Below are 11,515 nucleotides of genomic sequence, written 5' to 3'. Positions count from 1 at the left end.
TGTGCCATACAACTACCACAGTAATACGGATTGTCAACAGCAATTTTCCGGCTTGCCCGCAGCGGCGTGGTTCACTATCCAATACAATACCAATTGGAGACCAGTTATGCGCAAGTCGCCGTTCAAGATCGAGATCTGCGTCGAAGGCACTGATGGCCTGATCGCCGCCCAAAATGCCGGGGCGGACCGGGTGGAGCTGTGCGCCAGCCTGATCGAAGGTGGATTGACGCCCAGCCTGGGCGTGGTGCGCGAGGCGCTGCAGGTCGCGACCATTCCGTTTCACGTCATCATCCGGCCGCGCGGCGGGGACTTCCTCTATTCAGAGGTCGAGTTCAACAGCATGCTCGCGGACATCGCGGCGCTGCGCGAGATGGGCAATGTCGCCGGCGTGGTGATTGGCTGTCTGACGAGCGATGGTCGTATCGACGAGGAGCGGACTGCCGCCCTGGTTGCGGCGGCGCGACCGATGGCGGTGACCTGCCACCGCGCCTTTGACATGACAGCAGAGTATCGCGCGGCGCTTGAGGCACTGATCGCCTGCGGGGTTGATCGGGTGCTGACCAGCGGCCAGCGCGATACGGCGATCGAGGGCAGCGAAATTCTCAAGGACTGCATGGCGATTGCCGATGGGCGCATTGTCATCATGGCCTGTGGTGGGCTGGATGCCGACACGATTGCCCAGGTGCGGCGCGAGACCGGCGTGGACGAAATGCACTTTGCCGCGCTCAAGACGCTCAAGAGCGGCATGACCTTCCGCAATCCCCATGTCGGCATGGGCGGCACCGCCATTGAGCGCGAATATGAGGTGACGGTGACCGATACCGAGGCAGTGCGCGCCACCATCGCGGCGGCACGCGGCGCGCTCTAAGGCGTTTTTGGCAAAAGTGGCGCCAGCGCCAGCAAATTGGTCCGACCGTGTGACACCGGGCGGGCTTTTTTCTTTGCTGCAGCGGCGCTAGAAGCAGGCATGGTCCGCTCCTTTCTGTTTGCCCCCAATGATGCCGACACTGCCACGACGCGGCTGATCGCGACGGCGGCGCAAATGACGGGCTTCATGCAGGGTGAACCCGGCCCGGCCCGCGCGGGCTGGTACCAGCCCGGCGGCGACAATGCCGACTTCATGGCCCAGCTGCACCAGGCGCTGGCCGTGACTTATCCTGCAGCCGGCCCGGCCTTCTGGGCTGTGCGGCTATGGACCAATCTGATCTGGCAGCCTGCCTATCTGGCGGTGATCGCCACCCACATCCACGGCGCCGTGCCAGATCTGGGTGGGTTGAGCCAGCAGCGACGCGGGATCCATGTCAATGGCTACCGGCTGCTGCCGGGGGAGCAGCGCGAGGGCGATGTCGCCGCTCGCATCGCCGCGACCAGTAGCCAGCTCAACACCATGACGGCGCAATTGCTCGAGGAGGTCAATGCGCTGGCCAAGCTGCGCCCCCTGCCCGCCAAGCGACTGCTGGCGGACCGCATGCTCAGCCTGATGGTTTGGCTGAGCCAGCGGCAGCGCGATCTGCCGGTCGCGATGATCCGCGGCTATTGCGACCAATGGCTGGCGGCGCTGGCATTGAGTGGACAGGGAACACTCGAAACCATCGTGGCCCCGGACGGACGCGAATTGCTGATCGTCAAGCGCAAGGGCTGTTGCCTCGACTACCTGATCGATTCAGACCGGCTCTGCGCCAGCTGCCCCAAGCAGGACAATGATCTGCGGGTGGCACGCCAGAGCGCCAACGCGCTGGCGGAACTGGATTAGTCGAACTGCTCGTCGGGGTAGACACCCCAGAGCTCTTCCTGACGCACATGGCCGGAATAGCTGGCAGAGCGGGCATTGTCGTCCTGCCGGCTGGCGGTGACGTCGCACCAGACGGCATCGCACTGCTTGATGATGACCTTGAAGCCGGCGCCCAGACGAGCGCGCAGCTCGGCGCTGTCGGACGGGCTGGCGCGCAGGGCGACCTCGCCATTGGCCAGCAGCGGCGTGGCATAGCCGGCGCGGGTGCCCGAGAGCAGGTTCTGGTGCACCCAGCCTTCGGCACCATCGACATCGCGGATTTTGCGCCAAGTGTCGAATTCCTGGACGATCTCGACCGGAATGACCGATTTCAGATAGGTCCAGGCCACTTCATATTTGGTGCCGGGGCCGACGCGGACATTGATCGGCTCGGAGCGGGTGGTGGCAAAGCGTGGCAGCGGCAGGCCGCTGGGATTGCCCGATTGGGCCAGCGCCGACGGGACAGCCGGCAGCAACGCCAGCATTAGCAGGGCGATCGAACGGGCAAGACGCTGGAAATGACGGTCAAAGCCGCCATGAGGGGGCTGATCAAACATGGCTTTGCAGATAAAATCGAATTGCCCTATCAGTACCCCATGAACCTTAATGGTCGCTGAAGGGGGAGGTTTTCCACACCCCGGCGACCCCATTCCGGAACCGTATGGCCAGCCACAAACCCAAAATCCTGGTGACGCGACGCCTGCCCGAGACCATCGAGGCCCGGATGGCGACGCTGTTCGAGACTGACATCAATGATGGCGATGTCACACTGACGGCCGACGACATCATCGACGGCCTGGCGGGCAAGGACGTGCTGGTCTGTTCGATCACCGACAAGATCGACGCACGGCTGATTGCCCGGCTGCCCAAGAGCGTCCGGCTGATTGCCCAGTTCGGCAATGGCATCGACAATATCGATGTCGAGGCCGCCTGGGCTGCCGGCCTCACCGTGACCAACACGCCCTCGGTGCTGACCGAAGACACGGCCGATATGGCCATGGTGCTGATGCTGGCGCTACCGCGCCGGCTGGTGGAAGGCACACAGATGCTGGTGCGCGACGGGATCTGGGCCGGCTGGTCACCCACCTCGATGCTGGGCCACCGGTTGCGCGGCAAGGCGCTGGGCATAATCGGCATGGGGCGGATCGGCACGGCAGTGGCGCAGCGGGCCAAGGCGTTCGGGCTGAACATCCACTATTATTCGCGCAATCGCCGCCCGCCCGCCATTGAAGAGCCGCTGGAGGCGACCTATTGGCCTGATCTGGATGCGATGATCGCTGCAGTGGACATTGTCTCGCTGCACACTCCCCACACCAGAGAGACCTTTCATCTGCTCTCGGCAGACCGGCTAGCCCGGATGAAGCCAGGCAGCTTTGTGGTCAATGTCAGCCGACCCGAGCTGATCGATGAAACTGCCCTGGTGGCCGAGATCGAATCCGGCCATCTCAGTGGCGCGGCGCTGGACGTGTTCGAGAACAAGAACGGCATCAATCCGCGCCTGCTGGCGCTGGCCGAGGAGAACAAGGTTGTGCTGACTGCCCATATGGCTTCGGCAACGCTGGAAGCACGGGTGGAGATGGGCGAGACGGTGATCGTCAATATCAGGGCCTTCATGGACGGTCACCAGCCGCCACACCGGGTACTGCCCTAGGAGCATAGCGCCATGATGGCGGGCGGACGCGCCGGCATTGACGAAATTTACCGCACAAGGCTCAAGGGCGGTAACAAGTGGTTGGGGAGCCATGCCACGCGCGTCCTCACCGATTGACGGGAAGGCAGCGAGGGCCTAATTCGCTCCCATGAGCAAAGACAACAAATTTTCCGGCCCGACCCAGCGCTCGCTGCGCATGGGTGAACTGGTCCGCCACGCGATGGCGGACATCTTCGCCCGCGGCGACATTGATGATGATGCCCTGCGCGGCACGGTGATCACCGTGCCCGAAGTGCGCATGAGCTCCGATCTCAAGCTGGCCAATGTCTACATCATGCCGCTGGGCGGCCAGCATGCCGAGGAAATCGTCGCGGCACTGAACCGACACCGCAAATATGTGCGCGGCCGGGTCTCGCCCGCGCTGAACGTCAAATTTGCGCCCGAAGTGCGGTTCTTCGTTGACGAGACATTTGAGGAAGCCGGGCGTATAGACGCGCTGCTGCGCTCCGAAAAGGTCAAGCGCGACCTCGCCGACGATGATGGCGAGACCGATTGAGCGCCCCCAAACGCGTCAAACGCGCGATTTCCGGCTGGGTAGTGCTCAACAAGCCCTATGACATGACGTCCACCCAGGCGGTGGGCAAGGTGCGCTGGCTGTTCAGCGCGGCCAAGGCGGGCCATGCCGGTACGCTGGACCCGCTGGCGACCGGCATTCTGCCGATTGCGCTGGGCGAGGCGACCAAGGCGGTGCCGCAGGTGCAGGACGGCACCAAGATCTATCGCTTTGCCATTGCCTGGGGCAGCGCCACCACCACGGACGACACTGAAGGCGCGGTGATCGCCACCTCCGATAGGCGGCCCGATCGGGCGGCACTGGAGGCGGTGTTGCCGCAATTTGTCGGCACCATCATGCAGCGGCCACCGATTTTTTCGGCGCTCAAGATCGATGGCGAGCGCGCCTATGATCTGGCGCGGGCCGGCGAAGCGGTCGATCTGCCGCCGCGCGAGATTGATGTGGATGCCATTGAATTGATCGAGCATGGCAGCGAAAGCAGCATTCTGGAGGTCACCTGCGGCAAGGGTACCTATGTGCGCTCATTGGCCCGCGACATTGGCGAGGCACTGGGCACGCGCGGTCATGTCAGCATGCTGCATCGCGCCGCCGTGGGGCCATTTACCGATGAAGATGCCGTGACCATAGAGCAGCTTGAGGCGCTGGACGGGGCAGCGCGCGACGCCTTGCTGCAGCCGGTATGGTCGGGCTTTGGCGATCTGCCGGAAATCCGGCTCGACGCGCTGCAGGCCAGCGCCGTACGCCATGGCAATACTGTGCTGCTGACCGGGGCCGGTTCGCCGGTGAGCGTGGATGAGTGCTGGGCCAGTTTCAAGGGCGACGTGCTGGCAACCGGCTGGGTCGAGTTTGGCCAGTTCCGCCCCAAACGCGTGTTCAACTGAACGAGAAAAAAGGCGGAGCTGGCGCCCCGCCTTTTTGAATCATTGATCGTCTTCTAGTTGATGAAAAAGATGATGATGATGATCAGCCAGATCGGCACGCCGAGCAGCCAGAGTCCAATACCTCGAAACATCTGCTTTCCTTTCCCTAGAACCGACGGAATACGTCAGCAAAGACGCTGTTATTGTCGCGGTGGTTGCCACCCTTCTGGGCAGCCCAATAAGCGCCGATAGCCGAGATCAGCAGCGAGGCGGCCAGCAGGAAGGCACCAATGATGCCGGTGTTGCGGGCGATCCGCGCGGCCTCGATGGCCTCCTGCCGGGCAGCTTCGACATTGGCGATGGCCTGGTCGACGCGGGTCTGGGCTTCAGCAGGCGCAATCCCGGTATTGGCGGCGACAATATTGGCCAGGTAGGCACGATCAGCGTCAGCAAAGGTACCGTCGTCAAGGGCAGCCCGAGCAAATATCCTAGTGGCTTCTTCGCGCGCCACCATGGCTTCAACCGGCTGATTGGAGCGGAACATGGTATCAACGAAATAGGCGTTTGGATCGAGGACATCGGCCGGGCCTTCAGCCGCATTGGTGGCCGTGGCTGCAATATTGCCGGCCGTAGAGGCGACCGCCCCAATGCCGCCAACGGCGATCATGGTGCCGAGCAGCGCGGCGCCACCCCAAACCAGCAGGCCATGGGCGCCATCACGCAGATCGCTCTCGTCTTCACTGGCATCGAAATGCCGGCGACGCAGGCGACCGGTCAGATAGCCGCCAGCCATGAAGCTGGAAATCTGCACCCAGAGGAACCAGCTGGCTGCGACAATGCCGACCACGATCGGGTTGACGCCCGTGCCATAGCCGAAGTCAAGGAAGTTCAGGCCAACGGCCGAGCCAAAGCTGATCAGCACGACGCTGATGGCCGTGGCCAGCACAATGCCGGCAATAATGGCAGGCCAGTCGACATAGCTCGACTGGTCACGCTCGGCGACGGAAGTTTCGATAACGGCGACGCCCGCGGGCGCATCAATGCTCATAATGGCTGCTCCTGAAATTTATGGTGTTCGCATGGGCCATGACAGGCTCAAGCCAGACCGATGAATGACAGGATGGCCATGACCACAACGACGAGGCCGACGAGATAAATGATCGAGTTCATTGCAATTGCCTTGTTGAGTTAAGCAGGTGACCTATCAACATGGCGTGAGCGGAATCGTTCCCCGCCTGCCGCAAATATGTGCAGAACAAGGCAAACAAAAAGGCGGGGATTGCTCCCCGCCTCCTGTCTTCAAGTGATTGATAGGACTTACTTCAGCGCGTCGGTAACGACGGTGGTGTAAGCGCCTTCCGGCTGCTCCTTGATGATGGACTGATCGATCAGGGCCTGTACCGTGCGCTCATAGGTTGCGATGTCGAGCGCGGGATCGGTCGGATCGACCAGCTTGGCGACTTCCTTGGCCATATAGAGCTGATGGTCGAGCATTGCCGCGCCGGTATCGTCCATGTCAACGACGATCTGGGCCGCTTCTTCGGGGTTCTCGGCGGCATAGGCCCAGCCCTTCATCGAGGCGCGGACGAAGCGGGTATAGGCGTCAACCTTGGCCGGATCATCCAGGCTTTCTTCCATGACGTAGAGGCCGTCTTCAAGCAGGTCATTGCCCATTTCGGTATAGTTGAAGATGGTCAGATTGTCCGGTCCGTAGCCGGCATCGAGCGCCTGCCCGTATTCATTATAGGTCATGACCGAGATGCAATCGGCCTGGCCCTGGATCATCGGCTGGATGTCAAAGCTCTGCTGCAGCACGGTAACGCCGCCTTCCGAGCCATCGGTAGCCAGGCCTTCCTTGTTCATCCAGGCAAAGAACGGGTATTCGTTGCCGAAAAACCAGACGCCCAAAGTGTGGCCCGGAAAGTCGGCAACCGTCTTGATCTCGGTTTCGGTCGGGCAGATCATCATCAGGCCCGAGCGCTTGAACGGTTGGGCGATATTGACCAGTGGCACACCATTTTCGCGGGCGGCCATGCCCGCTGCCATCCAGGTGACGATGATGTCGGCGCCGCCGCCGGCGATCACCTGCTCGGGGGCGATGTTGGGACCGCCAGCCAGCACGGTGACGTCAAGGTTTTCCTCGTCATAAAAACCCTTGGACTCGGCAACCAGATAGCCAGCGAACTGGGCCTGGGTGACCCATTTGAGCTGCAGTGTCAGCGCGTCCTGCGCGAATGCGGGCGTGGTCGAAAGCGCCAGGGCGCTCACGAGCAGACCTCCGATAATTTTGTTCATTGTCGTTCCCTTTTCCCTGTTACGCCCGTCCACCACGGACAGACGGATGCCAGAAGGTGACGCCCCTTTCGATGAGGGCGATCACCCCGTAGAAGGCAGACCCCGCGATCGCAGCAACGGCGATCTCTGCCCAGACCAGATCGATGGCCAACCGGCCAACGCCTGTAGAAATTCGGAAGCCCATTCCCACAACGGGCGTCCCGAAGAATTCCGCTACGATTGCGCCGATCAAGGCCAGAGTCGAGTTGATCTTGAGGGCGTTGAATATGAAGGGGCCCGCAGCGGGAAGCCGCAACTTCATAAGGGTTTGCCAGTAATTGGCGGCATAGGTGCGCATCAGGTCACGCTCGATGGCGGAACTGGCATTAAGGCCTGCCACGGTGTTGACCAGCATGGGAAAGAAGGTCATCGCCACCACGACGGCGGCCTTGGATTGCCAATCAAAGCCGAACCACATGACCATGATCGGCGCGATGCCGATGATGGGCAGGGCCGACATGAAATTGCCGATGGGCAGGAGCCCGGCCTTGAGGAAGGGGGAGCGGTCGACGAGGATGGCGACGGCCAGGCCCGAGAGGCACCCGATGGCGTAGCCCGGCAGCACCGACTTGATGAAGGTCTGCACGAAATCGGCCCACAGGATCGGTGCCGAATTGACCAGTTGCGCCCCGATCATCGATGGGGCGGGCAGCAGCACGGGCGGCACATTGGCGCCGCGCGTCACCACTTCCCAGACCACCAGCAGGGCCGCTCCAAACATCACCGGGATGAGCAAGCCAAGCCCCGCATTGTCGGAGAGCCGGGGAGCGAGGGTGTGGCTGAGGCGTTCGACGAACAGCCAGGCAAACAGCCAGGTCACGGTCAGCGCCAGCCAGAAATAGGGTGGCGCCGGGGCAAAGACTTCCAGGCTGGTCAGCAGGGCGGTAGCGCCGAGCACGGCCAGGACGCCATCGACCCATGGTCCCATGGGGACAACGAAGCGCAGCAGCGACACGACGCCGAGCGCGAGGAACGCCTTGAGCAGGAGCCCCTGTTCAAACGGCGTGATGAGGCTGAGGGCCAGGGCGATAGCGGAAAGCCCGCCGGCGATGAGCGCGAGAAAGAACTGCAACTGGCTCATGCGCGCACCCCCATGCGGGCATTGACCAGCCGCTCGGCCGCACCGACGAGCATCACCAGCACCGCGGCAAGCGCCGCAGCGATGAACAGGGCAGCCCAGATCTGGATGGTCTGGCCATTGTAGGAGCCGGTGAGCAGGCGGACGCCAAGGCCCCCACCGGCGGCATTGGAGAGTTCACTGACCACCGCGCCGACCAGCGAAATGGCAATGCCCACCTTCATCGAGGCGAACAGCATGGGCATGGCAGCGGGCCAGCGCAGTTTCCAGAAGGTCTGCCAGGGCGAGGCATCATAGGTGCGCATCAGATCGAACTGAATGGCTTCGGGCGAACGCAGGCCCTTGACCATGCCGACCACGACCGGGAAGAAACTGAGATACATCGAGATCAGCGCGCGCGGCACGGTGCCGGTGATGCCGATCGAGCCCAGCCCCACCACCACCATGGGCGCGATGGCCAGGATGGGGATGGTCTGGCTGGCAATGATCCAGGGCATTAGCGAGCGATTGGCCGCTTCATTGTGCACAATGATGACGGCCAGGGCGACGCCGAGCGCCGTGCCCAGCACGAAGCCCAGCAGGGTGGAGGAGAGGGTGATCCAGCCGTGATAGGCCAGCGAACGCTTGGAGGTCAGCTCCAGCGCCACGGTGGCGTTCCAGATTTCGCCGATCACCTGATGCGGTGCCGGCAGGAGCGGCCGATCCTGCGCCCAGGTCTGCAGGGCAAAGTCGGTGAAGGGCAGATCGGTGAGTCCGGCGCGGGTGTTCAGCGTGTTCTGCCACGGCGTGTTCATGCCGATGGCGGCGGCGTACCAGATGACGACGATGGCCAGCAGCACGGTGAGAATGGGCAGGGCGCGGGTCAAACGTGATCCTCGTCATAGGAATGCCCGGCTCGCAACCCCTCCCGCACCCGCGCGGCGATGGCAAGGAACTCAGGCGTCTCGCGCATGTCGAGCGGCCGTTCGGCTGGCAGATCGGATTCGATGATGTCGATCACCCGGCCAGGGCGCGGCGACATCACCACAATCCGGGTCGAGAGATAGACCGCCTCGGGAATGGAATGGGTGACAAAGCAGATGGTTTTCTGGGTACGCGCCCACAATTTCAGCAATTCGGAATTGAGGTGGTCGCGGACGATTTCATCCAGCGCGCCGAAGGGCTCATCCATCAGCAGCAGATCGGCGTCGAACGCCAGCGCGCGGGCGATGGAGGCGCGCTGCTGCATGCCACCCGAGAGCTGCCAGGGATATTTCTGTTCAAAACCGGCCAGATTGACCAGATCCATGGTGCGGGCAACGCGCTCGGCCTGCTCAGCCGAGCCGTGCCCCATGATTTCGAGCGGCAGGGCAATATTCTTGGCAATGGTGCGCCAGGGATAGAGCGCGGGCGCCTGAAACACATAGCCATAGGCGCGGGCGCGGCGGGCCGCTTCAGGGCTCTGGCCATTGATGGTCAGGGTCCCCGAAGTGGGCTGCTCCAGATCGGCAATAGTGCGCAGAAACGTCGTCTTGCCGCAGCCCGAAGGGCCGATGAAGGAAACGAACTCGCCCTTGTTGATGGTCAGATTGACGTCGCTGAGCGCAACAACATCGCCATCATTGGTCGGAAAGGTGAGCCCAAGATTGTTGGCCGCGACAACGGCGTCGCCTGGCGTGGTCTGCACTGACATTAAACCCCCGAGGCCGGAATGCCCGACCGCTGCACCTTGCGCGGCGCGACGATGTCTTTCCACTGGCTAAGGGCCTGATTCACAGGGTTCTTCGCCTCGCGGGCGACAAACTTTCCATGACCGGACTGATGATGCATCTCGTTTTCGATGACGGCGACCTGGCCGCGGGTCAGCACGAAGCGTGGCAGTCCGGTCAGTTCGAACCCTTCGAACACATTGTAGTCGATGGCCGATTGCTGCGTGGCGGCCGACACCGTCTTCTTGCGCGCCGGATCCCACACCACCAGATCGGCATCGGCGCCGACGAGAACCGCACCCTTTTTGGGGTAGAGGTTGAGAATCTTGGCAATATTGGTCGAGGTGACAGCGACGAACTCGTTCATGGTCAGCCGGCCGGTATTGACGCCGCGACTCCACAGCACGGCAAGGCGATCTTCAAGGCCGCCAGTGCCGTTGGGGATCTTGGAAAAATCGCCAATGCCATGGCGCTTCTGCGCAATGGTGAAGGCGCAGTGATCGGTGGCGACCACCGAGAGCGAGCCGGATTGCAGACCGGCCCACAGCGAATCCTGATGCAGCTTGTTGCGGAAGGGCGGCGACATCACCCGGCCCGCGGCGTGGTCCCAATCGGGGTTGGCATATTCGCTGTCATCCAGCGTCAAATGCTGCACCAGCGGTTCGCCATAGACGCGCATGCCCTTTTGCCGGGCGCGGCGGATCGCCTCGTGCGCCTGTTCGCTCGAGACATGCACGACATAGAGCGGCACGCCGGCCATGTCGGCGATCATGATGGCGCGATTGGTGGCCTCGCCTTCGACCTCTGGCGGGCGGGAATAGGCGTGCGCCTCAGGGCCATTATTACCCTCGGCCAGCAATTTGGCGGTCATGGCCGCGACGACGTCGCCATTTTCGGCATGCACCAGCGGCAGCGCGCCAAGGTCGGCACAGCGCTGAAATGATGCGAACAGTTCGTCATCATTGACCATCAGCGCGCCCTTATAGGCCATGAAGTGCTTGAAGCTGGTGATGCCGCGCTTGACCACTTCGTCCATCTCGCGCCAGACCTGTTCGTCCCACCAGGTAATGGCCATGTGGAAGGAGTAGTCGGCGCTGGCCTTGCCCGATTTGTTGTCCCACATCTGCAATGCTTCGAGCAGGCTCTGGCCGGGACTGGGCAGGCAGAAATCCACCACCATGGTGGTGCCGCCGGACAGCGCCGCGCGGGTGCCCGATTCAAAGTCATCGGTCGAATAGGTGCCCATGAAGGGCATCTCCAAATGCGTATGGGGGTCTATCCCCCCGGGCATGATGTAACAGCCGGTAGCGTCTATGACGGCGTCGCCGCTGAGGTTGGGCCCGATGTCGACAATCACCTCGCCCTCAATCTTCACGTCGGCCTTGTAGGTCAGGTCGGCGGTGACGACGGTGCCATTCTTGATGACAGTACTGCCCATTTTTTGCTCACTCCCTAGTCGTAATATCTGTCGGTTCCGGCTACTGGGCCCGGCGTTGGCTGTCTGCAATTTACTTGCAAGTTTGGTGCCAGTCTCGTGCCCGCAATGGTCAGCGCCCCTC

12 protein-coding genes are annotated in these 11,515 nt (G+C 62.4%); 5 read left to right on the top strand and 7 right to left on the bottom strand.

What is annotated here, in order from left to right; genetic code table 11:
• Positions 1 to 106: 106 nt before the first annotated feature.
• The gene (locus ABFY71_RS04590) at positions 107 to 868 is read left to right on the top strand and encodes a copper homeostasis protein CutC (RefSeq protein ID WP_347944872.1); all 762 of its coding nucleotides are present in this window, start codon (positions 107 to 109) and stop codon (positions 866 to 868) included.
• 99 nt (positions 869 to 967) lie between these two features.
• Positions 968 to 1,753, top strand: coding sequence for a siderophore ferric iron reductase (locus ABFY71_RS04585; protein WP_347944871.1), 786 nt, complete (start codon positions 968 to 970; stop codon positions 1,751 to 1,753).
• Here the strand turns inward: ABFY71_RS04585 and ABFY71_RS04580 are convergent.
• On the bottom strand, positions 1,750 to 2,328 hold the full coding sequence (locus tag ABFY71_RS04580) for an SH3 domain-containing protein (protein WP_347944870.1): 579 nt from the start codon (positions 2,326 to 2,328) through the stop codon (positions 1,750 to 1,752). The genes ABFY71_RS04585 and ABFY71_RS04580 overlap by 4 nt on opposite strands.
• A gap of 104 nt (positions 2,329 to 2,432) precedes the next feature.
• Here ABFY71_RS04580 and ABFY71_RS04575 point away from each other — a divergent pair, with 104 nt between their 5' ends.
• The 3 genes from ABFY71_RS04575 (at position 2,433) to truB (ending at position 4,877) form a co-directional block, all read left to right on the top strand.
• Positions 2,433 to 3,422: a 2-hydroxyacid dehydrogenase gene (locus ABFY71_RS04575; protein ID WP_347944869.1), complete on the top strand. Its 990-nt coding sequence runs from the start codon at positions 2,433 to 2,435 to the stop codon at positions 3,420 to 3,422.
• Positions 3,423 to 3,570: 148 nt separating this feature from the next.
• A complete protein-coding gene (rbfA, locus tag ABFY71_RS04570) occupies positions 3,571 to 3,978 on the top strand; it encodes a 30S ribosome-binding factor RbfA (protein ID WP_305581686.1) in 408 nt (135 codons plus the stop codon).
• Positions 3,975 to 4,877: a tRNA pseudouridine(55) synthase TruB gene (gene truB, locus ABFY71_RS04565; RefSeq protein WP_347944868.1), complete on the top strand. Its 903-nt coding sequence runs from the start codon at positions 3,975 to 3,977 to the stop codon at positions 4,875 to 4,877. The genes rbfA and truB overlap by 4 nt, the downstream gene beginning before the upstream one ends.
• A 145-nt stretch (positions 4,878 to 5,022) precedes the next feature.
• Here the strand turns inward: truB and ABFY71_RS04560 are convergent, their stop codons facing one another.
• The 6 genes from ABFY71_RS04560 to hydA form a co-directional block, all read right to left on the bottom strand.
• Positions 5,023 to 5,904 carry a hypothetical protein gene (locus tag ABFY71_RS04560; protein WP_347944867.1) on the bottom strand — a complete coding sequence of 294 codons (882 nt, stop codon included), beginning with the start codon at positions 5,902 to 5,904 and terminating at the stop codon, positions 5,023 to 5,025.
• Between the two features lie 269 nt (positions 5,905 to 6,173).
• Complete coding sequence (locus tag ABFY71_RS04555; RefSeq protein ID WP_347944866.1) at positions 6,174 to 7,151, bottom strand: ABC transporter substrate-binding protein; 978 nt, start codon at positions 7,149 to 7,151, stop codon at positions 6,174 to 6,176.
• A 19-nt stretch (positions 7,152 to 7,170) separates the two neighbouring features.
• Positions 7,171 to 8,271: an ABC transporter permease gene (locus tag ABFY71_RS04550; protein WP_347944865.1), complete on the bottom strand. Its 1,101-nt coding sequence runs from the start codon at positions 8,269 to 8,271 to the stop codon at positions 7,171 to 7,173.
• Positions 8,268 to 9,134 carry an ABC transporter permease gene (locus ABFY71_RS04545; protein WP_347944864.1) on the bottom strand — a complete coding sequence of 289 codons (867 nt, stop codon included), beginning with the start codon at positions 9,132 to 9,134 and terminating at the stop codon, positions 8,268 to 8,270. The genes ABFY71_RS04550 and ABFY71_RS04545 overlap by 4 nt, the downstream gene beginning before the upstream one ends.
• Positions 9,131 to 9,940, bottom strand: a complete 810-nt coding sequence (locus ABFY71_RS04540) for an ABC transporter ATP-binding protein (RefSeq protein WP_305581674.1) — start codon at positions 9,938 to 9,940, stop codon at positions 9,131 to 9,133. Before ABFY71_RS04540 ends, ABFY71_RS04545 begins: the two co-directional genes overlap by 4 nt.
• Positions 9,940 to 11,394, bottom strand: coding sequence for a dihydropyrimidinase (gene hydA / locus ABFY71_RS04535; protein WP_347944863.1), 1,455 nt, complete (start codon positions 11,392 to 11,394; stop codon positions 9,940 to 9,942). Before hydA ends, ABFY71_RS04540 begins: the two co-directional genes overlap by 1 nt.
• Positions 11,395 to 11,515: the final 121 nt, after the last annotated feature.

Source organism: Devosia alba (assembly GCF_039938915.1).
In the GTDB taxonomy this organism is placed as follows: Bacteria; Pseudomonadota; Alphaproteobacteria; order Rhizobiales; family Devosiaceae; genus Devosia; species Devosia alba.
The sequence above is the reverse complement of the archived record's forward strand: the minus strand, read 5'-3'. Positions and strand labels throughout refer to the sequence as shown.